We start from the raw sequence: 22,098 nt of genomic DNA on the forward strand, positions 1-22,098 counted from the left end.
CGCCGCGTCGAGTGAAACGCGGATCGGATCGGATGAATCTGCGTAGCTCGTGTGGCTCGTGACCCAAGACGTGAGGTACGCTGCTGGGATTTCTACATCGCGCAAGATCAGCACTGGATCGCGATGGCTCGGAACCGCTACGGCGTGATATGAGAAAAAGCCCGCCCCAGCGTCGAGACCTGTCAGATATTGAATGTTCTCGGGCTGATGCAGGAGTAACACGTCCAGATCATGCTTTGCCATTTCCTCCTGCGTGCGTTGAAGGCGTGTCTTATATTCTTCAACAGGGAAATCCATCCCGCTATTCGTATGCTCGGTCACCGTCGTGGGCTCCTTCGTTGTCGCCCCACCTCTAGATGTGCGTACCTTCTGCATTCGCCTGGGTGAAACAAATCTCTTGGCCAAGGATAGCAATTGGGCAAGTGGTACCATCCGGAGGAGAGGACTTTGCGCCAAAATGAGTCAGCAGCTGAAACGTGAGCCGCGCAAGGGTGCTCGGTTTGACATGCAATCTTCCGTTGGCCTCCGTTCGACGACCCGTTAGGGATTCATCCAAATCAACGGGCTGTATGTAAGCGAGGATCTACTGCTCGTCATCGCGATCGGCATGAAGGGGCGGAATAAGAGCAGTTCGAAATCGTACGAGGCCTTTATCAACCAAAGACAGCTACGGCGGATTTGACGATGATGCAGCCATACTGGCTTTGGCGCATCTGACGACCTATGGCTGTGCGAAAAACATTCGTCAAGTGCAGCGCAGGCGTCACGCGCGGCGACAGGGTACGCACGCTCTCCCGGCCATGCCTGGTTTTGCGAATGACGTTTCCTGTGACGACGCGCTGCGACCATCGGAAGTCGATCTCGTGGAAATACAGGTCGGCATGCTGCGGGCTGATATGATGAAAGACGCCGGCGATGGTACGGGGGACGCGGAGTTGAAGCCCTCGACCGAGTTGACGTGGACAGCGTCGCGAACAGCTGGTCTCATGCTTGGCAAAGCTCTCACCAATGGCCATGAATGCCTTCCACTCGTCGCTCATCAAGTGAGCTCCGGGTTCAATCTGCGCCTCAACGACGCGTTCGCTTGCTCGCGCCGAAAGACCGGTCACAACCGCCGCACGCGCATCACCGGCCAGCGTGCCACGCATTACATCAGTCGGACGCCGCACCATTGCCATAACTGACGTTTTGTGCGTATTCGCCTGGCCTTTCCAGCCGCGGCCCGGAGGTGGGTCGTCGGGATTCTTTCTGGGCCTTTCACCGAGATGGAAATGGTCGATCTCCACCGTGCCGGCGAGCACGTTCTCCCGCGCCACCAATAAGACGCAGTGCATGTCCAATTCGCCAGATGCTGGCTGGCTCACCCCGAGCGCCTCGGCTGGACGCACCCACGACAAGCCCTTGTCGGATGGCAGTAACAGCCACATAGCCTTCAGGCAAACACTCAAGGGAAGCTTCGTGGAGTGCAGAGGCGTATGTGTCGTCACCGTGAACTGGAACCGGCAATCGCCGCTGGAACATTGATAACGACCCGGTCGGGCACGCCGCTTGCCGGTATCGCGACCGGCAAGTGCAATCGAGCGTTTGTATCCGCAGGCGGAGCAGATCCGGCCATCCGGCCGAACCAGCAACCGACGGCTATGCTGCTATCCGGAAGGCCGCGATCATTTCTTCAACAGTTCGAATGCTGGAAAGCGTGACAATGTTCTTCATCAGCCATGCAGCAGCCACGCCTGAACCAGGGTACCAAGGTTCGAAATAAGTGCAGCTGACCACTAGCAACGGAACGACTTATGTAAAACGGTAACGGGTGGAGATGTTCTCCTCGACATTGTCAGAGCTTCTCGATCGATTGCGGGCTGGATTTCACGAGTTATTCAAATGGCCCTCGCCATTCAAGCCAAGCCGCCAAACTTGCGCACCCGCTAACACCAGAAGCGGGATCCGTCATGGCTAGGGTCAGGATCTGTAATTTGCAGAGCTTGGCGGTGTATCCCTTGAGGGTTTCAAGGATCTGTCCGCACTGGCCGAGCCGGAGCTGGTCGTGCTGTATCGGGTCTCACAAGGCCGGACGTTGCATTGACTCGAAGCGGGCTGTCAGGCCCATCTGACTACCTTCGCATATCGTCCGTCCCTGCGTTCCCTCGCGGGACACCGCCCTCGGATCAGCGCTGGCGCTTCACCGCTGGCAAACTGTTTCTACCTCATCTCAAGCCTCGAACAAAGTGCCGTCGCGCAGCATGGCATGCATGATGACAGCGAGACGCCGCGCGAGTGCCACTCGGGCTTTCTTCAGGCCGCGGCGCTTCGAGATTTTCAGCGCCCAGGTCTTGAGCGCGAAGCTCTCCCGGCTCCGAGTCAGGATTGAGTTGGCCGCTTCATAGAGAAGCTTGCGGACCATGCTGTCACCTTGCTTGGTGATCCGGCCGGTCCAGTCGAGTTCGCCAGATTGACGACGCCTGGGCACCAGACCAAAGTAGGCGCCCGCGTTTCGCGATTGTCGGAACCGACCGCCTCGTCGATGGCGGCGGAGAACGCGGCTGAAGTCTGGATGCCAACACCAGGTATACTCATAAGGATTTGGCAGGCCTGCGACTGAGCGGCGAGCATACGCAGCTTGAGATCCAGCTCCTTGATCTGCTCGACCAGTTGCACGCGCACCGTCAGCAACGAAGTAATCGCTTCGCCAAGACCAGGGATGTGGGATGCTTCCATGATGCGTTCGATGAAGGCCTTTCCCTGCCCGACGCCCGGCCTATAGCCGAAGGTAGCGCACAACCAACGGATCATGTTGTCGAGCCGGACACGGGCCTCCACCAGATGACCGCGAGCGATGATCATGCTGCGTATACCGTGTGCGCCCGGCGATTTGACATGAACCTCCTTGTAGAAGCCCGTTCTTGCCAGTTGCGCGAGCCCTGCAGCATCATGCGGATCGGTCTTGTTCGCCTTCATCGCCTCGAGGCTCTGGTGCGCCTGGCGGGCATCGATACACACCACGTTGACGCCCAACTCCCGCAGGCCAAGGCAGATCGCGGGTGACATACGTCCGGTTTCGATCACCGCCCGCTCGATCGGGCCGTGTCGGCGTAATGCGTCGGCGATCGCATCCGGCGTGCTCTCAGCGTTCTCGGAACTCAGCTTGCGCCCATTTTCATCGATAATGCAGACCTGCGTGCTTTCCATCGACAGGTCCAGTCCGGCATAATGCTTCATGGCTGTTTCCTTCCTTCAGGATTCGACAACCAGAAGTGTGCGCCTCACCCGAGTCCCGAGGGAAGCAACCACAAATTACACGATGACTCATAAGCGCGCAGCCACAGGCGTATTGACGCGAGCTGGACCATGGGGAGGAAGTTGTCGGCGAGCTTTTCATAGCGGGTTGAGACGCGACGGAAGTGCCTCAACTTGGAGAAGAAGCGTTCGATCAGGTTGCGCTCGCGGTAGAGCCGTTTGCTGAAGCAGGGCTTCCATTTCCGGTTACTCTTGGCCGGGATGTTGGGCGTGGCACCCTGCCCCTGGATCAGTGCCCGGATGCGGTCGGCGTCGTAGGCTTTGTCGGCCAGCACGATGGTGCGTGGGCCAAGATGATCGAGAAGCCGATCAGCGATCTGACCGTCATGTGCCTGTCCTGCTGTCAGACCGAGCCGGATTGGGAGCCCTTGCGCGTCGTCGACGACGTGGATCTTGGTCGTGAGCCCACTGCGCGATTGACCGAGACAATGATCTGGCCCCCCTTTTTTGCCGTCGCAGCCTGCTGGTGCGCCCGGATGGAAGTGCTGTCGATCATCTGTATGGCGCCGTCGTGGGCGGCGCTGATGGCGTCCATCAGGCGGTCCCATACGCCTGCCTTCCGCCATCGCGCAAACCGGTTGTAGCAGGTGGTCCGCGGACCGTAGCGTTCCGGCAGGTCTCGCCATGGGGCACCGGATCGCAAGACCCAGAAAATGCCGTTCAGCACGTGGCGGTCATCGACGCGCGGCATCCCTCCCGGCTTGTTGGGCAAGAGCGGCTCGATAACGCGCCACTCGAAGTCGGTCAAATCATATCGGCTCATAGAGAGTCTGAATCAGAATTCGCGGAGATATGAAAGTGGACCGTCGGAAAACGGCTTAACCGCAAATATTGACGGATCGCTTGGCAACGCTGCATCCTTGGCACCATGCTAATCGCAGACGCTGAAGCCAGGATCCGTGAGATCATAATTTCCATCTCCGCAGGGGACTGCCAGAGTGCAGTCACCAAAGCGGATGTGTCGCACTGTTCGGCGGCCGACGTCGATCGCGTTATATCGGATTATGGACGAACATTCTCTGCGCCGCCGTTTGCCGTTTGGATGTAATAGCTGTCAACACAGCGGTCGGCGAAGAAGTGGTCAGTCCGAGCGCCGCTTTGGAGCCAAAACGAAGGTGGTCGATCCGATTTGGAGCTTCGTCTCACCGTGACAATGATCAACGGTGTGGCGACGGTTGAGCTAAAGCGTGTCGCGATTAATTGGCCTCATATCCGGCAGCTTTGAAGAAGTTTCTGCATTCGGCTGGCTGGAACAGATGGCAGATATCGCCGAGAGCCTCGCAGAGGGCATCGAAGCTTCTGGCCGCCTTCTTTCGCAGCCTCGCCTTGAGTTTTGAATAGGCCATCTCGATCGGGTTGAGGTCTGGCGAGTATGGCGGCAGGAACAGGAGCCATGCGCCCCTTTGGCGAACCAGTTGCGCGGCGCGCTCGTTCTTGTGGAAGCCGACATTGTCGAGAATGACGACATCGCCGGGCGACAGTTCGGGAGCGAGCTGAGTTTCGACGTAGCGTTCGAAGATGGCGGCATTCATCGGCGCGTTGACGATCCATGGCGCGACAAGACCGTGGCATCGCAGCCCGGCGATGAAGGTTTGCGTCTGCCATTTGCCGAATGGCGCATGCGTCCTGAAGCGCTCGCCCTTCGGCGCCCAGCCGGTGCGGGCGCAGGTTAATCAGATTGTTCACAAAGCGAGGCGAAACGCGGAAATGACGCGCGGCCTCGCGGTGGCCATGTCCCTCATCGACATACGCAACAACACGCCGACGCAACTCAAGCGGTAGCGGCTTGCTTTAGACGACATACTTGTAGCTTGATCGCAGTTCGCCAAGCATCGCGGTCATCCCCAATTTATGAGTTCACGACCTAATTGAGAACTGCTGACGAAAGCTCGTTGCAGCTTGCTGGTAATTGTATGGTGTTGAGCAGAAAACGTGAGCCGCGGTTATTCAGAAATCGGCGTTAAGATGAGCTATCTCGTCCCACAGACTTTGACCAAAGCCGCGAAGCACAATCAGCTCAAAACGATTCAAAGCGACGCGCGTGATGTGCACGGAAATGTGTCCCATCAGCGTCATCGCGGACTGTCCCACGGCCACGGCGTTAAGATCGATAGCGGTACCTTTTGCCAGCAGCGATTGGACAGCGCGGCCCGCGACTTCAATCCTGATGCGTCCATGGGTCTGGTCGACCGCAAATGCCCGTGTGTCGAGTCTTTCGAAGAGGGCCTGCATATCTGAGCGGGATGTCGGCTCATCCCTGACGACCAGCCATTGGCCGGGGCCGAAGGTGCGGATCCTGTTGGCCTCGCCGCCGAACAGGCCTTGCAGCGTGGCCGTAAGATTCTCTGCGCCGGGCTTGCCGAGTATGTGGATCAGGGTGCCCTCGGGCATCGCCTTCATAGCGAAGGCGTCGGAGCTCCCTACCGGTTTGGTGCTGATCGCCGGACGGTGGATGAGTTCGAAATCAGACATGGAGCTTCTCGTTTGCTGGATCGAAGAAGACCGGATTGCAAAGACGTGCGACGGTAAATTCCTTGCTCAGGCCGTTCCACACCACCACCTCTTCGCCATGCCTGGCATGGCCACTCTTCACCAGCGCCAACCCGATAGTCGAGCCGACGTGGGGTGAAAAGGCACTCGACGAGACATAGCCCTGGTCGTTCTCGAGCGTCTGCGCGGCCCCCTTGGCGAGAATGTGCGAGCCGGTGCGGAATGTGGTCGTTGGATCGAGCGGGACGACGCCGACAAGGCTCGGGCGATCCTGGGCCACCAGTCCCTCGCGGCCGAGCATCGCCTTGCCGATGAAATCCGGCTTGGCTGTCGACACCATCTTTGCGAAACCGAGATCCGAGGGGATCACAGTACCGTTGATCTCGTTATGCGTCACATGGCCCTTCTCGATGCGCAGTACGCTGAGCGCCTCCACGCCATAAGGCTGGATGCCATGTTCCTTGCCTGCCTGGAGAACGCCGTCGGCGACGCTCTCGCAATAGCCGGCCGGCACGGCAAGCTCATAAGCCAGTTCGCCCGAGAACGAGATACGAAACAGGCGGCCATGCAGCCGGCCGCCGAAGAGCGAGACCTCCTTTGCGGCAAGAAAGGGGAAGGCAGTGTCGGAAATATCACCATCGACGATCGCCTGCAGCGTCGCGCGCGCCTTGGGCCCGACCACGGACATCTGTCCCCATTGGTCCGTCACCGAGGCGAGTCGTACGTCGAGCTCCGGCCACAGCCCCTGGGCGCAGAATTCGAGATGCGTCATGACGCCGGCGGCATAGGCCGTGGTCGTGGTCATGAAGAAGCGGTCGTCAGCCAGGCGGCTCGTCGTGCCGTCATCATAGATGAAGCCGTCCTCGCGCAGCATCAGACCATAGCGCGCCTTGCCGACTGGCAGTTTCAGGAAGGCGTTCGAATAGACCCGATTGAGGAACTCCGCCGCATCCTTGCCGCAGACCTCGATCTTGCCGAGCATCGACACATCACAAATCCCGACATTCGTTCGAACGTTCAGGACCTCGCGATCGACGCTCTGTCGCCAGCTGGTTTCACCCGCGCGCGGGAACCAGGATGAGCGATACCAGAGACCGGTCTCGACGAAGACCGCGCCGTGCTTCTTGGCCCAGTCATGCAGAGGCGACTTGCGCACCGGCTGGAAATGATGGCCGTGATGCGGGCCGGTCAGCGCGCCGAAGCTGATCGGCGTATAGAAGGGCCGGAAGGTCGTCGTGCCGACTTCGGCGGGAGAGACGCCACGCGCTTCGGCCAGCAGGCCAATTGCGGTGACATTGGAGAGCTTGCCCTGGTCAGTGGCCATGCCCGATGTCGTGTAGCGCTTGGCAAGTTCGACATCGCCATAGCCTTCCTGCACGGCAAGGCCGAGATCCTTGCGGCCGACATCGTTCTGGAAGTCGACGAAGGCCTTGCCCTTCACGCCACGGATATTCCAGAGCGGGCTGGCCGGCGAAGCAACGATGTCGCCATCGACAGGACCGGCGTCGAATGGTTGGGCGGCGAACCCGAGATCTTGGGCCATGGTAGCGCCGCGCGCAGCGCCCTCTGCAAAGCTTGCCGACAATCCGGTTGTGCCCGTGACTGCGCCTGCGAGCACGAGGCCCCTGGTTTCCGACGGGGCCATGAAGGCGCCATGCACATCCGACCATTGCGGCTTGCCGCCGCGATGGCAGGCAAGGTGAATAATCGGGCTGAAGCCGCCGGACATGGCGAGCGCATCCACAGCAATGGCTTCGGTCGCGCCGTTTGCGGCCGTGACGTTGACGCTGGAGAGCGCTTTGCCGCCCTTGGCATCAGACACGACGGCGCCCTTGAGAAGGCGAGCCTTGCCGGTATACACGAACTGGGATTCGGCGCGGCTGTCGATGATTGCGGTAAGCTGGACACCCGCCGCCTCGAGGTCGCGGGCGAGTGCATATCCGCTGTCATTGGTGGTGAAGATGGCGGTGCGCTGGCCGGGGGCCACGGCAAAGCGGTTGAGATAGCAGCGCATCGCACCCGCGATCATCACACCGGGAATATCGTTGCCGCCGAACACGAGCGGCCGCTCCTCGGTACCGGTGGCGAGAAGCGCCTTTTTGGCGACGATGCGCCACATGCGCTCGACCGGCTTGTTCGGATCGGGGTGGCGCACATGCTTCTGGGCGCGCTCCACAGCGCCAACGACATTGCCGTCATACCAGCCGAAAGCGGTTGTGCGGGTCAGTACGCGTACATTCGGCAGCGTTTCCAGCTCGTCGGCGAGCCGCTTGGCAAATGCCGGCGCGCTTTCCCCGCCGATGGTCGCGGCCTCCGACAGCAACGATCCGCCCGCCAGGCTGTGTTCGTCGAGGATGATGACACGTGCCCCTGCACGGCCGGCGGACAGCGCGGCGGCCAGCCCGGCTGGGCCGGCGCCGATCACCAGCAGGTCGCAATGCGCCCAGCGCTTCTCGTAGCGGTCGGGATCGGCTTCGTAGGTCGCCTTGCCGAGACCGGCGGCGCGGCGGATAAAGGGCTCGTAGAGACCTTCCCAGAGCTTCGCCGGCCACATGAAGGTCTTGTAGTAGAAGCCCGCGGCGAGGAAGGGTGAGAGCAGGCCGTTCAGCGAACCGATATCGAAATCGAGCGAAGGCCAGCGGTTCTGGCTGCGGGCTTCGAGACCGTCGTAAAGGTCCTGCATCGTAGCCCGGGTATTGGCCTCCGTGCGCCCTCCGCTGCCGATGGTCATCAATGCATTCGGTTCCGCCGCGCCCGCGGTTAGGATGCCGCGCGGCCGATGGTATTTAAAGCTGCGGCCCACTAGCTGGCGGCCATTGGCGAGCAAGGCGGAGGCCAGCGTATCGCCGGCATGGCCCGTGACCGACTGGCCGTCGAAGCTGAAGCCGAGGCGTGACTGGCGATCGATCAGGCCACCCTTGGGCAGTCGATAGGAGGTCATCAGAGCGCCTCCGCCGATAGCTTGAGTACCACGTCGCGGGAGCCCGAGATTTCATGCGTTGCCGTATTGCGGCTCACCACCAGCCAGCGCCGGCAGCCGGACGTATGATGCCAATATTCCTCATAGGCGCCGCGCGGATTGTCGCGCAGATAGACATAGTCGATCCACGCCGCCGTGCCGGCATCAGGTGCGGGTCGGGCGAGTGCCGCCCCCTTCACAGTGAACTCTTCTTTCGGTCGAGAGCCGCAATGGGGACACGGGATCAGGCTTGCCATGTTCAGGTACCCTGCAAATTAGTGGAGGTTGGGCTGGGCGCCCTGGCCCTTTTCGTCGAGGATATGGCCGCGCGCGAAACGGTCGAGCCGGAAGGCGCGAGCGGTCTCGTGCGGCGTGCCGCGTGCGATGAGATGCGCAAAGCAGAGGCCCGATGCGGGGGTTGCCTTAAAGCCGCCGTAGCACCAGCCGGCATTGAGGTAGAGATTGTTGATGTGGGTGCGGTCGATGATCGGCGAGCCGTCCATCGACATGTCCATGATTCCGCCCCAGGACCGCAGCACGCGGACGCGGGAAATGCCGGGGATCATCGCCTTACCCGCCTCGGCGACATGCTCGACGGTGGCGAGATTGCCGCGTTGGGCATAGGAATTGTAGCCATCGATGTCTCCGCCGAAGACGAGCCCGCCCTTGTCGGACTGCGAGACGTAGAAATGGCCCGCGCCGAAAGTCACGACGCAATCGATGAAGGGCTTCAGGCCCTCGGAGACGAAGGCCTGCAGCACATGGCTTTCCAGCGGCAGCTTGATATCGGCCATCTCGGCAACGCGCGAGGAATTGCCGGCGGCCGCAAGCGCCAGCTTGCCGCAGCCGATGAAGCCGCGCGTGGTCTCGACGCCGAGGACCTTGCCGTTTTCGCGGCGAATGCCGGTCACTTCGCAATGCTGGATGATGTCGACGCCGCGCATGTCGGCGCCGCGCGCATAGCCCCAGGCCACCGCGTCATGCCGCACAGTACCGCCGCGCCTCTGCAGCAGACCGCCCTGGATCGGGAAGCGTGCATTGTCGAAATCGAGGAATGGCAGCTTGGCGCGCACCGCCTCGCGGTCGAGCAGTTCCGCATCGACGCCATGCAGCAGCATCGCATTGCCGCGCCGCGTATAGGCGTCGCGTTGCGCGTCGGAATGATAGAGATTCAGTACGCCGCGCTGAGAGACCATCGCGTTGAAATTGAAATCCTGCTCCAGTCCTTCCCAGAGTTTCATCGACAATTCGTAGAAGGGGTTGTTGCCCGGCAGCAGGTAGTTGGAGCGGATGATCGTCGTGTTGCGGCCGACGTTTCCGCTGCCGATGTAGCTTTTTTCCAGCACTGCGACATTGGCGACGCCAAATTCCTTAGCGAGATAATAGGCCGTCGATAGGCCATGCCCGCCACCGCCAACGATAATCACGTCGTAGTGGGATTTGGGCTGCGGCGCGCGCCAGGCCGGACCCCAGCCGGTATTGCCGCGAAGGCCGTTGAGAAAAATCGAGAGAGCGGAGTATCGCATCGCTGGCCATGTCCAAGCTGGGGAGTCGGTGCAACCTATGCCCGTCGACAACAATTTAGTTCCAAAAATGGGACGATTAGTTATATAGATCGGACATGACGGTTGAATTGGATCGACAAACTCAGCGGTTTGGTTTTCTCCTGCTACCGAATTTCGCGCTCATGTCCTACGCATCGGCGACCGAACCCTTACGCGCCGCCAATCTGCTCGCGGGCCGCAGCCTTTACACTATCAGGCAGCTTTCGCAGGGTGGCCTGCCTGTGCAGAGCTCCGGCGGCATCGACATTGCCTGCGATGATCTCTCGTCCGCGGGTGCGGAATTTCATACAGTGTTCATCTGTGCGGGCGGCGATCCAAGCAACTGGGCGGAAGCGGACAGGCTGTTCAGGGCGTTGCGGCGGCTGTCTCGTCTCGGCGTCCGTCTCGGCGCGATCTCGAGCGGCGCGTATATCCTGGCCGCCGCCGGTCTGCTCGACAACAGGGACTTCACCATTCATTGGGAGCATGCCCCGATCTTGCGCGAGGCCTATCCGGCTCTAGCGCTTAGGCAAGCCCGCTACGTCATCGACGGCGATCGTATAACCTGTGGCGGCGGCGTGGCTCCGCTCGACATGATGCATGCGCTGATCGCCGAACGCATGGGCGCGCATTTCGCGAGCCGCGTCAGCGACTGGTACCTTCACACTGCGATTGCCGACCCATCCGACCCGCAACGCGGTTCTGCGGCTGAGCGATTTGGCACTCACAATCCGATCCTGCTGGCCGCGCTTGAAAAGATGGAAGCGACGATCGAAAATCCGCTCGATCGCGAAGCAATGGCGCATTTCCTCTCGATCAGCTCCCGCCATCTGGATCGCCTCTTCACCCAGCATCTGAGCGCCGGCTTCTTGCAAACCTACCGCCGGATCCGGCTGGATCACGCGCGGCGGCTGATCGAACAGAGCCCGCTTGCGATCGCCGAAATTGCCTTTGCCACCGGGTTCTCCAGCACCGGACACTTTTCCCAGGCATTCAAGGCCCATTACGGCAGGGCTCCTAGCTCTTTGCGATAAACTCCTCCGAATGCACAGGTCTCCTTCGGAATAGATGCATCGCCTCGCCACGAACTGTCGGCCTGCTTGCGAACGGGGCGCGTGTTGCGGGTCCCCAGGGCACGGGTACGCAGGCGAGGCAAGAGCTTTGTCTCGCCGGAGATCATGATTAGTCAACGCCCCGCCGAAGCGGCCGATCGCGGAGTGCCGGGCCACTGGGAGCGAGACCTCATCCTTGGTCTTGGCAGCTCGGCGATCGGCACGCTGGTTGAGCGTACGACACGCTTCACGATGTTGCCGCATCTTCCGCGGCTTGCGGGGCATGGCGAAGCTCCGCGCATGAAGAATGGCCCTGCTCTCGCGGGACACGGGGCCGAAGCCGTGCGCGACGCGATTACGCGCACCATCATCACCTTGCCCGAAGAGATGCGTCGTTCGCTGACCTGGATCAGGGAGCCGAAATGGCTCAGCACGATCGTCTCAAGATCGACGCGGGTGTCCAAGTCTATTTCTGCGATCCGCAAAGCCCCTGGCAGCGTGGCACCAACGAGAACACCAATGGGCTGCTGCGTCAGTACTTCCCGAAAGGCACCGACCTGAGCGTCCACAGCGCCGACGAGATCGCCGCCGTGGCCGCGGCCCTCAATGCTCGACCGAGAAAAACTTTGGGTTGGAAAACGCCAGCAGAGACGCTTGACGAGTTGCTGTCATGAGTGAACACAATCGGTGTTGCGACGATCGCTTGAATCCGCCCAATACGCCTGCGGGGCCTACTCCGAACTTCTGCATCGTCACGGTATCCAGGCGAGCATGAGACGCTCAAACCGACCGAGGAAATCGCTGTCGGGTGAGATACTGCGCAGATCGCGCCTTGCAAAAGGACATCAGAGCGATGCGCCACGGCACCTTGCAATAGCTCGATGAACATGGAGCTTACGCGCAATGACATTGGAACATGCAGACGGCGATGTGGTCCCCGAGAGCAGCGGCGCTGCGGCGTGCGACGACGGTGTAACGATGCCCGGCCGCGCGGCAACAAATGCATTAGCTCGGGTGAGGTGGATTACGAAGGCCATATCTCCCGCCGTGGAAATACACACATGTGCGTTCACTTCTCTATGAAGGCTGCAGTTGTGAGCCTGACTGGGAAAAGATCGGCTTCAGAGGTACCGCCGTCGCTGTCGCCCCCTAACTCGCTGTGGCATGCGATGCTTCGATCCGCCGAATTCCTTGAGGCGACAGCCATCAGCTATCGTTCGAGCTCTGCAGCACCCATACCGTGCGGATACGTCCCTGCCGGGGCCGAAGCTGGTTCATTCCGTTAAGACGGTTGCGCCACGAATTTACCTGGAACGTGCGAGACATACACCGGAAGGACTTCCCCACGAAGTGACCTGCCACTGAGTTTTTCCTCCACTTGGAGTTAGAGTCCGGCCTCATTTGAAGGACGGACAGATGAAGCGGAAGCGGTTCACGGAAGAACAGATCATTGCGGTTCTGCGCGAGCACGAGGCGGGTGCGAAGGCGGGCGATCTTGCGCGCAAGCACGCGATCAGCGAGGCGACGCTGTATAACTGGAAGGCGAAGTATGGCGGGATGGACGTGTCCGACGCCAAGCGCCTGAAGGCCCTGGAAGACGAGAACGCGAAGCTGAAGAAGCTGCTCGCCGACCAGATGCTGGAGGCGGCGGCGCTGAAGGAGCTCCTGTCAAAAAAATGGTAGGGCCCGCCGCCAGGCGCGAAGCCGTCGCGCATCTGCAGGCCGTCATGGGTCTGTCGGAACGCCGGGCCTGTTCCATCGTCGGCGCCGATCGGAAGATGGTGCGCTACCGGTCCTGCCGGCCGCCGGAGACAGAGCTGCGCGGCAGGCTTCGCGAGCTCGCCAACGAACGCCGCCGCTTGGGCTATCGGCGGCTGTTCATTCTGCTCCGGCGGGAGGGCGAGGCATCAGGGGTCAACCGCATCTACCGGCTCTACCGCGAGGAGGGACTGACGGTGCGCAAGCGCCGGGCACGGCGACGAGCGGTCGGAACGCGGGCACCGATCCTGGTCGAGGCGAGGCCGAATGCCCGCTGGTCGCTGGACTTCGTGCATGATCAGTTCGCCTGCGGCAGGCGGTTCCGGGTGATGAACATAGTTGATGACGTGACCCGGGAGTGCCTGGCCGCGATCCCCGACACCTCGATCTCCGGTCGCCGAGTGGCACGCGAGCTGACCGATCTGATCAGCCTTCGCGGCAAGCCCGACATGATCGTTTCCGACCATGGCACCGAGTTCACCTCGAACGCCATCCTGGCCTGGTCGAAGGATCACCGTGTCGAATGGCATTACATCGCGCCGGGAAAGCCGATGCAGAACGGCTACATCGAGAGCTTCAACGGCCGGATGCGCGATGAGCTCCTGAACGAGAGCCTGTTCTTTGGCCTCGATCACGCCCGCTGCGCCATAACCGAATGGGTGGAGGACTACAACACCGCGAGGCCTCACTCCTCGCTCGGCTACCAGACCCCGGCGGCGTTCGCCGAGGTCCTCACCGCAACCGGCTCCAACGCTGCGCTCGATGTGGGCTTCGCGTCTCCGCCGGTTGCTCAACCCGCGCCCTACGGCGTAACTGAAACGGTCGAGGCTCTAATCGCCGCTGGATGACAGTTCAGGGGCAGGTCAGAAGCAGCACGTGGCCATGTTCGCGGCAATCAGCCAACCGTAGCTAAAAGGCGCCTGCTCAATCAGCTCCGATATGTCCTACCTTAAGAAATACTATCTAATGCGACAAGATCTGGCTAAGGAACAGCCTGGTCCGTTCATGGTGGGGGTTGGTGAAGAAGTCGTTCGGATTGGCCTCCTCAACAATCCGGCCTTTATCCATAAAGATAATCCTATCGGCGACGGCACGTGCAAAGCCCATCTCGTGGGTAACGCAGACCATGGTCATGCCATCGCGTGCCAAGCTCGTCATGGTTTCCAACACTTCCGACACCATCTCAGGATCAAGTGCCGATGTAGGTTCATCGAATAACATGACCGCGGGCTCCATGCACAGCGAGCGGGCAATGGCCACGCGCTGCTGCTGTCCGCCCGAGAGTTGAACCGGGTATTTATTTGCCTGTTCTGGAATTCGCACGCGTTCGAGATATTTTAGCGCAGTCTGTTTAGCTTGGGCTTCGGGTACCCCCTTGATCCACATTGGGCCCGCCATGCAGTTCATCAGCACAGTCATGTGAGGGAACAGATTGAAATGCTGGAATACCATTCCTACGTTCTTGCGAACTTCGGTCACATTCCGCATCTTGTTGTGCAATAGCATCCCATTCACCCTGATCTCGCCCTCCTGATTCGCTTCGAGCCGGTTGAAGCAGCGGATCAAGGTGGACTTGCCCGAGCCGGAGGGACCACAGATGACGATGCGTTCGCCTTTGCGGACGGTAAGGTTGACATCAGTTAATGCTCTGAAGCTGCCGTACCATTTAGAGACGTGCGTCGCTTCGATAATTTTGTCAGCACTCATTGGCACCTGCTTCTGGCCGGATAACGCCTGCGATGATACTGGTATGCGCCGCACATTGCCTGTCGCCATCGAGGAATCGCCTCCATTGAGGCCTATCAAATGATCTATGTCGGTAGCGGTCATCGCACTTTACTCCTTGCGAAGTGGTGCTCAAGCCGTGATTGGAGCACCTCGAGGCAGGCGGACAGGATCCAATAGATCATCGCCGCTGTTATCAGCATCTCCATATGATGAAAGGTCGGCTGGCCGATCGTGCGAGCAAGGAATGTCAACTCCCATACGCCGAGGACCGAGACAAGCGAGCTGTCTTTCAGCATTGCAATGAACGTGTTGCCCATGGGGGGAATGATGACTGGAAGCGCCTGCGGCAGGATTATCTTGCGTATGGTAAGGCCGAAGCCAAAGCCGATCGAACGGGATGCTTCCCATTGGCCGCGGTCAATGCTCTGGATACCCGCGCGGAAGATTTCCGTCATATAAGCTCCTACGCAAAGCGACAGTGCCAATATACCCGAAGGAACTGCATTGATCACGATACCCAGCTGCGGCAGCCCCAGGTAAATCAGGTAAATCTGGATAAGAAGCGGCAGACCGCGGAAAAACGAGGTGTAAAAGCTGGCGAGGGCATAGGCGAAGCCATTGCTTGAAAGCTTTGCAATAGCAGCGATCATCGCGATGATTGATGCGAAAATAAGTGAAACTGCCGAAACATAAATCGTGGTCACCACACCCTGCGTGATCAGGTATGGCAGATGCTCCCAGATGAACGGCATGTTAAGGTTAAATGCGTTGAAGAAGCCGAGAAACAGCAGCAGCAGCTCGGCCCATACAATGCCGATCTGCACCCTCAAGGGGGCAAACCCGATCAGCACGATGTTGACGCAGAACATCACCGCAATGACGAAGGCGATTGCGACACGCCCATAAATGCCGCTCTGCAGCGGGTCGCCGATAACAGGCCGCATAAGGTCGCCGAACGCTGTGCCCGAAAGGTTGAACATCAGAGAAACTGCGAGCACGGCGGCGAAGATCGACGCAACAAACCAAGGTCGATGGACTAGTACCTCGGAATCAACAGTATCTTGGTAAAGCAAGAGAGATCCTCCAACCAGGCGGCTCGGTTTGACCCGAGCCGCACAATGTTCACGAAGCTACTTACTTCGCGACAGAGTGGTCCGATCCATACCACTTCACTGATAGCTTCGACAGTGTCCCGTCATCCCTCATGCTTTTGATCGCGGCAGAGACCTTTTCTACCAGTTCTTTATCGCCCTTCATCATCGGGATTGCCGCAGGCAAGGCAAAGAGCCTATCGATAATCTTGATTGGATAACCTGACTTGATTGCACCTTCCGTGAAGGTTTCGTCTGTAATGACAGCGTCGAGACGGACGCCATCGCCCAGTCGAAGATCATCAAAGGCGATAGTCGAATTGCCATACGTTTTGACCTCGCCAGCTTTGAAATCGTAGGGAACGGGCGCCGCATTGGGGTCATCCGGCGTGTAGGTTTGGTTTGCATAAGCTTCTGCAACAGTTCCACCGTTTACGCCAATCTTCTTGCCCTCAAGATCGGAACCTTTTGTTGCCTTGCTATCCTTGTGGACGACAATCACCGTGCGGTCGTAGAAGTATGGCACAGAGAAATCGAACTTATCCGCGCGAGCCTTGGTAGGTGCCATTTGTCCTGTACCAATGTCCCACCGACCTGCCCAGTTACCGGCCGCAATCAAGTCCCAGCCGGGCGTTACAAATTCAGCGTTTACGCCCAAATACTTCGCAATTCCTTTGGCAACATCGATATCGTAGCCGACTAGTTCGTTCTTTTCGTCCAGGTGAGCAATTAGCCCCCAATCGGCACCCGCAGCAACCCTGAGGGTTTTAGAGGTAAGGATGCGATCCAGAACCTCTCCCGCGTGAGCCGAAGGGCCAAAAGCCACTGACGTGAGAGCGATTAACACCGCTGTTACAGCCATCTTAATCTTTTTCATGCTCGTTCCCCTTGTTAGGTTAGTTTTTTCGATCTCCGGCCGACATTCTACTACTCAGATTTCTGAGCCGGCCTCCTCATGGTACGAGGTCTCAGAATCGTGTGGGTAAACACTAAGCCAATGGCTACCTATGCTGACGAGGTCCCAGGCGAGATGTGAACGCACGGTATCGAGCCGTTCACACATCGCCCCGGAAGTTTTTGTCTCCAGTCCCAACAGGCTTTCGTTGGCCGTCGTCATATGGCCATGAATAGTACATGATGGCATGGGATGTGCGCCAGAATGTGCCCGAGGCCGAAATGGCCATTTCAAAAGGCGCCTTTGTTTGAAATCCGTTGATGTCACTGTTCAAGAACTTGGATAGGCGGTCATTCTCCCGCTTCCACGTTGCAGGCCTTAGATGTCCAAGTCATTTTGCATCCCCAGGAATGGCGGAATGGCAGCCACCTAGTCTAGACTAGGCGCGTCCATAAACGGCAAGCTGCTGATATTATTGAATGAATCCTGATTTTGGGTAGGCAAGGCCCGGCGGGTTCAGATACACTTCGAGATCAAGCCACTGATTCCAAAGCGTTTCTGCCACCGCCGGAGCCGACAATGCGCCAAGAACGCACCGTCCAATCCAGTGTATTTGATCTTTTCGCCGGACACGAGATCGGCTGTGAATTGAAAGCCATGTCGCAATGGCTGGACGGGCATCGCGAGCTTTTGAGCCTGGTGACGCGGGACCTGCGCCGGCACGATCTCAAGGAGACCGGCCGCGAGGGCCTGCCGGCGGAGGCTGTGCTGCGCTGCGCGCTGCTCAAGCAGCACCGCCAACTAAGCTATCAGGAACTGGCCTTTCACTTGGAGGATTCCGCCTCGTTCCGGGCTTTTGCCCGGCTGCCATGGGGGTGGAGCCCAAAGAAATCAGTCCTGCACAAGACGATCAGCGCGATCCAAGCGCCGACCTGGGAAGAAATCAACAAAGTACTGCTGGCAAGCGCCGGGCGAGAGAAGCTGGAAGGCGGCAAGGTCGTGCGCGTGGACAGCACCGTCACCGCCGCACTCGTCCACGAGCCGAGCGACAGCAGCCTGTTATGGGACGCTGTGCGGGTGATGGTGCGGCTGTTGCAGCACGCGGATGCACTGGGCAGCGCCATCCCATGGCACGATCACTGCCGCGCGGCGAAGAAGCGGTCCCGGTCGATCGAATATACCCGCGGCCGCCCGAAACGGGTGAAGCACTACCGCGAGCTGCTCAGGATCACACGCACCACCTTGGGCTATCTCCAGCAGGCGGCTGAGCAGCTGACCCTGGCGGCGTGCCCGGCCGTTGAACTGTGGCAGGCCCAAGTCCGCCATTACCGGCCGCTGATCGAGCGGATCATCGCCCAGACCGAACGGCGGGTCCTGGCAGGCGAACCGGTCCCGGCCGGCGAGAAGCTGGTGAGCCTGTTCGAGCCGCATGCCGATATCATCGTCAAGGGCAGCCGCGACGTCGATTATGGTCACAAGATCAATCTGACGACCGGTCGCAGCGGACTGATCCTCGATCTCGTCATCGAAGCGGGCAACCCAGCCGACAGCGAGCGTCTGCTGCTAATGCTGGAGCGCCACATCGCGTTTTACGGCGAGCCGCCGCGTCAGGCGGCGGCCGACGGCGGCTATGCCAGCCGCCCCAATCTGCGCCAGGCCAAGGCTTGGGGCGTGCGCGATATGGCGTTCCACAAGAAGAGCGCCCTCAGGATCGAAGACATGGTCAGCAGCCGCTGGGTCTATCGCAAGCTGCGCAACTTCCGCGCTGGTATCGAGGCCAGCATCTCCTGCCTGAAGCGCGCCTATGGCTTGGCCCGCTGCACCTGGCGCGGGCTCAACCACTTCAAGGCTTACGTCTGGTCCTCGGTGGTCGCTTACAATCTCGCCCTCTTCACCCGCCTCAGATCGAACTGACCCCAGTCATCGGGCTGCGTTCAGGAGCACGCCGGCGAGCGCCGGCCGATACCCCTATGACCCCATTGCCGCCAGATCGACCCCCGGCCGCAACCTCCATGCCCTTGTACCATCACGCCTCCCCAAAACATCGCTTCAGCAGGCCAAAGACCACTGAAAACTCCGGAAAAACAGCCGTTTATGGACGCGCACTAGACTAGACTAGAGGCTGGATCGATTTTCTCACATGGCGCCCAACAACCTATTGAATTCCGAGTCTCAAAGGCTCAAGCACAGGCTTATGTCTTTGATGTTACCCGCAAGCCATTAATAAGAGGGAGTAGCGGCTGCCGTGGATTCAGATGAACGTGTCGGCAGCAATTCTGAGCTTAGGACGCTTGAGGACCGCCTTCGCGTGCTCCGCCGCTAGACGATGGAGGTTGAGGTGCTCCGCGGCGCCCTTTCAACTTTCAAAGCAGGCCGAAAACAGATATCGTGGCCTGTCTTTTTTGCCGAAGGGCGGTCGCCGATGAAGACCGCGGCCGACGTTCTGGGAGTCTCTCGTTCCAAATTCGCTGAGAGCCTGAGGAGCGTATTAAACTCGCGCGGTGATTGTCATAGGCCGAGGATGCTGAATTCCCGCAGCTTTCGCACATTGATAGAACGGTATGTCCTCCGGCTCGCCCTCGAGGACGGCAACGAAATCTCTCCGATACCTCGCTCAAGATGGCTCCCAGGGCAGTTCCTACTGGCAATATCAACCTGGCTGACTTTCCCCCGGTGAAACAAGGAGCATTCCAGTCAGAGACGCCACCTGCCGATCTGGATAGCGGAACTATGGCTGACAAATCTCATACAGAACATCCATCTAGTCCTGCCAACTCTCCTTAGACAGTGCCGGGATTCTGATCGAGGTGCGGCAGTCTTAGTGGGATGACTCCCAGTTCTTTACCGACCTCCACAAAGCATTCCACCGCGAAATCGACATCCGCCAGAGTATGTGCTGCTGACATCTGAGTGCGGATGCGCGCTTGGCCTTTCGGAACGACAGGAAAGGAGAAGCCTATCACATAGATGCCCCGGAGGAGCATCATTTCGGCCATCTGCTGCGCTACGCTCGCATCGCCCAGCATCACCGGTATTATGGGATGGTCCGCGCCGACCAACGTAAAGCCCGCCTTGGTCATTTCGGACCGAAAACGACGGCCATTATCGTAAAGCTTCTGGCGCAAAACCCCCGCACGATCGACAATGTCGAATACCTTCAGCGAGGCAGCGGCGATCACCGGCGCCAGCGTGTTGGAGAAGAGATAGGGCCGAGAACGCTGGCGCAGCCAATCAATCACTTCTGAATTGCCGGACGTGTAGCCGCCGGAAGCACCGCCGAGCGCCTTGCCGAGCGTGCCCGTGATAATGTCCACCCGACCCTCCACGCCGCAGTATTCGGCAGAGCCGCGCCCATGCTCCCCGACGAGGCCGACGGCGTGGCTATCGTCCACCATGACCATCGCATCGTACCGGTCCGCGAGGTCGCAAACGCCCCTCAGATTTGCGATGATGCCATCCATCGAGAACACGCCATCAGTCGCGATCAACTTGAAGCGCGCACCGTCCGCCTTTTTCAGTTCTTCCTCCAGCGCCTTCATATCGTTGTTGGCGTAACGAAAGCGCCTTGCCTTCGAAAGGCGCGCGCCATCGATGATCGAGGCGTGGTTCAAGGCGTCGGAAATGATAGCGTCCTCCTCACCAAGCAGCGTCTCGAAGAGGCCTCCGTTCGCATCGAAGCAGGAGGAATAAAGGATCGTATCCTCCATGCCGAGAAAGCCGGAGATGCGCGCTTCCAGTTGTTTGTGCTCTTCCTGTGTGCCGCAGATGAAGCGTACCGAGGCCATGCCAAAACCATAACGGTCAAGCGCCTTTTTGGCGGCGTCAGCAATCTCTTCGTTGTCCGCCAGGCCTAGATAGTTGTTCGCACAAAAATTCAGTACACTATTCCCGTTGGCAACCCTGATCTCTCGAGACTGCCGCGAGCTAATCACCCGTTCGGATTTGTAGAGACCGCCGGACTTAAGATCCGCCAGTTCACGTCGAAGATGCGCAAGAAAGGTTTGGGTCATCGATGTATCCGACGTTCAGCCTTGCGCAACTCCCCCGAGATCGGAGCCGTCTGCTTAACGCTCGACTAGTTACGCATATTTAACGGGGGTAGACCAAGCATCATCGGAATGCTTTTGCCAGTAGAGGTCCATCAGCTGCCGGGTCACGACGCCAACTTTACCGCTGCCGATGGATGAACCATCAACGCGCGTCACGGGCATGATCCCCCCTGCGGTGGAGGTGATGAACACCTCATCGGCTTCGCCCAGTTCAAGACGAGGTAGGTCTGCAGCCGTCACCGCAAGTCCCACTTCCCCACACAGGTCGAAAACGGACTGCCGCGTTATTCCTGGAAGCACCCCAAAGGCTGGTGTCTTCAGCTGACGGTTCTTAACGGTGAAGACATTAAAGCCGGGACCTTCCGCAATATTGCCGTTGGTGTCCATTATGAGCGCCGTTTCCGCCCCCACATCGTAAGCATCGTAAAGACCTCTGACCAAGTCAAGCCAGTGGTAATTCTTGATCGTCGGATCCACTGACTTCGGCGGAATTCGGACAGTTTCGCTTACGCCAACGTGGAGACCACGCTCCAACTGTTCTTTGTTGGCAACCGAACCAAACGGCACAGCAAAGGCAATGAACCGATTCTCGGCCTCGCGCGGATCGCGGCTAAATGTCGGCGAACCTCCCCGCGTGCAGATCATCTCAACATAGGCTGATTTATGTCCAGACAGAGCGACGCAGTTTGAAAGAACCCGTTCGACCTCTCGGCGATGATAGGGCAGCTTCATTCGGAGACGATCCATCCCCCTGAAGAAGCGATCAAGATGAAGGTCCAGTCTGAAGAATCGCCCTTCCCAGACGTGCACGGTATCGTAAGTAGCGTCAGAGTGCAGGAAACCCCAGTCAAGGACAGAGATCTTCGCTTCAGACATTGGGAGGTACTGTCCGTCCATGAAGGCGACACCGTGAGGATAACGCCGGGTATCCTTATGGGTAGTTTCGACTTCCGGAACTCCCACCGTCGCGTCTGTCGTGGCAAGTGTCATGTTTTCTTCCTCTAAACGTGGCTACGCCAAGATCTCTGCGCGCGTCTGACCTCATGCCGTCCCAAGGGACCTCATGTACTTTCCACGCGAAACCTTGTTGCTGCTAATGGGTCGCTCTAAGATCCCGTTAGGTCTGGAATGTCTAACGTTCGCGTGACGAACAAGAGGACCGAAGCCGCTAGTTCATACATGCTGGCAAAACGCCAGTGCACCTATTCATTGCATCAAATTATGCGCACGCACGATCA

Annotated in this window: 15 protein-coding genes and 3 pseudogenes; 4 read left to right on the forward strand and 14 right to left on the reverse strand. The window is 59.2% G+C overall.

The window, feature by feature from the left end; all coding sequences use genetic code 11:
* The 9 genes and pseudogenes from LB557_RS25570 to LB557_RS25615 all read right to left on the reverse strand — a co-directional run.
* Positions 1-321, reverse strand: a 321-nt coding sequence (locus LB557_RS25570) for an aminopeptidase P family N-terminal domain-containing protein (RefSeq protein ID WP_224713123.1), incomplete at its 3' end; no start/stop codon positions are given.
* A gap of 332 nt (positions 322-653) precedes the next feature.
* Entirely contained in the window at positions 654-1,631 is a 978-nt protein-coding gene (locus LB557_RS25575) for an IS1595 family transposase (RefSeq protein ID WP_152536301.1), read from the reverse strand.
* A gap of 578 nt (positions 1,632-2,209) precedes the next feature.
* Positions 2,210-3,216, reverse strand: a pseudogene (locus tag LB557_RS25580) (IS110 family transposase).
* A gap of 44 nt (positions 3,217-3,260) precedes the next feature.
* Positions 3,261-4,057 (reverse strand): IS5 family transposase gene (locus LB557_RS25585; protein ID WP_411970574.1). Its coding sequence is split into 2 segments (ribosomal slippage): positions 3,261-3,710 and positions 3,713-4,057, totalling 795 coding nucleotides; the frame shifts between segments, so codons are not numbered across the junction.
* A gap of 433 nt (positions 4,058-4,490) precedes the next feature.
* A pseudogene (locus tag LB557_RS25590) lies at positions 4,491-4,949 on the reverse strand (IS630 family transposase); the annotation flags it as partial.
* Between the two features lie 292 nt (positions 4,950-5,241).
* The gene (locus LB557_RS25600) at positions 5,242-5,766 is read right to left on the reverse strand and encodes a sarcosine oxidase subunit gamma family protein (RefSeq protein WP_027033261.1); all 525 of its coding nucleotides are present in this window, start codon (positions 5,764-5,766) and stop codon (positions 5,242-5,244) included.
* Positions 5,759-8,725, reverse strand: a complete 2,967-nt coding sequence (locus tag LB557_RS25605; protein ID WP_027033260.1) for a sarcosine oxidase subunit alpha family protein — start codon at positions 8,723-8,725, stop codon at positions 5,759-5,761. The genes LB557_RS25600 and LB557_RS25605 overlap by 8 nt, the downstream gene beginning before the upstream one ends.
* A complete protein-coding gene (locus LB557_RS25610; protein WP_027033259.1) occupies positions 8,725-9,000 on the reverse strand; it encodes a sarcosine oxidase subunit delta in 276 nt (91 codons plus the stop codon). The genes LB557_RS25605 and LB557_RS25610 overlap by 1 nt, the downstream gene beginning before the upstream one ends.
* An 18-nt stretch (positions 9,001-9,018) precedes the next feature.
* A complete protein-coding gene (locus tag LB557_RS25615) occupies positions 9,019-10,269 on the reverse strand; it encodes a sarcosine oxidase subunit beta family protein (RefSeq protein ID WP_027033258.1) in 1,251 nt (416 codons plus the stop codon).
* 95 nt (positions 10,270-10,364) lie between these two features.
* On the opposite strand from LB557_RS25615, the gene LB557_RS25620 reads away from it, so the two are divergent.
* The 3 genes and pseudogenes from LB557_RS25620 (at position 10,365) to LB557_RS25630 (ending at position 13,945) form a co-directional block, all read left to right on the forward strand.
* Positions 10,365-11,321, forward strand: coding sequence for a GlxA family transcriptional regulator (locus tag LB557_RS25620; protein WP_027033257.1), 957 nt, complete (start codon positions 10,365-10,367; stop codon positions 11,319-11,321).
* 45 nt (positions 11,322-11,366) lie between these two features.
* A pseudogene (locus LB557_RS25625) lies at positions 11,367-12,013 on the forward strand (IS30 family transposase); the annotation flags it as partial.
* A 742-nt stretch (positions 12,014-12,755) separates the two neighbouring features.
* Positions 12,756-13,945, forward strand: a protein-coding gene (locus LB557_RS25630; RefSeq protein ID WP_106406554.1) for an IS3 family transposase whose coding sequence is annotated in 2 segments (ribosomal slippage) — positions 12,756-13,008 and positions 13,008-13,945 — 1,191 coding nt in all. Because the reading frame shifts where the segments join, the coding sequence is not laid out codon by codon here.
* 115 nt (positions 13,946-14,060) lie between these two features.
* On the opposite strand, the gene LB557_RS25635 is transcribed toward LB557_RS25630, so the two are convergent.
* The 3 genes from LB557_RS25635 to LB557_RS25645 all read right to left on the reverse strand — a co-directional run bounded on the left by LB557_RS25635 (position 14,061) and on the right by LB557_RS25645 (position 16,793).
* Positions 14,061-14,804, reverse strand: a complete 744-nt coding sequence (locus tag LB557_RS25635) for an amino acid ABC transporter ATP-binding protein (protein WP_027033253.1) — start codon at positions 14,802-14,804, stop codon at positions 14,061-14,063.
* Between the two features lie 119 nt (positions 14,805-14,923).
* Entirely contained in the window at positions 14,924-15,898 is a 975-nt protein-coding gene (locus LB557_RS25640; protein ID WP_027033252.1) for an amino acid ABC transporter permease, read from the reverse strand.
* 61 nt (positions 15,899-15,959) lie between these two features.
* Positions 15,960-16,793 (reverse strand): ABC transporter substrate-binding protein, encoded by an 834-nt coding sequence (locus LB557_RS25645; protein ID WP_027033251.1) that lies wholly within the window; start codon positions 16,791-16,793, stop codon positions 15,960-15,962.
* A gap of 597 nt (positions 16,794-17,390) precedes the next feature.
* On the opposite strand from LB557_RS25645, the gene LB557_RS25650 reads away from it, so the two are divergent.
* Positions 17,391-18,725 carry an ISNCY-like element ISMlo5 family transposase gene (locus tag LB557_RS25650; protein WP_027033250.1) on the forward strand — a complete coding sequence of 445 codons (1,335 nt, stop codon included), beginning with the start codon at positions 17,391-17,393 and terminating at the stop codon, positions 18,723-18,725.
* 866 nt (positions 18,726-19,591) lie between these two features.
* On the opposite strand, the gene LB557_RS25655 is transcribed toward LB557_RS25650, so the two are convergent.
* Positions 19,592-20,821 (reverse strand): glycine C-acetyltransferase, encoded by a 1,230-nt coding sequence (locus LB557_RS25655; protein ID WP_051371477.1) that lies wholly within the window; start codon positions 20,819-20,821, stop codon positions 19,592-19,594.
* 69 nt (positions 20,822-20,890) lie between these two features.
* On the reverse strand, positions 20,891-21,850 hold the full coding sequence (locus LB557_RS25660; protein WP_027033249.1) for an aminotransferase class IV: 960 nt from the start codon (positions 21,848-21,850) through the stop codon (positions 20,891-20,893).
* Positions 21,851-22,098: the final 248 nt, after the last annotated feature.

It is taken from the genome of Mesorhizobium sp. BR115XR7A (assembly GCF_020165315.1).
GTDB classification, from domain to species: Bacteria; Pseudomonadota; Alphaproteobacteria; order Rhizobiales; family Rhizobiaceae; genus Mesorhizobium; species Mesorhizobium australicum.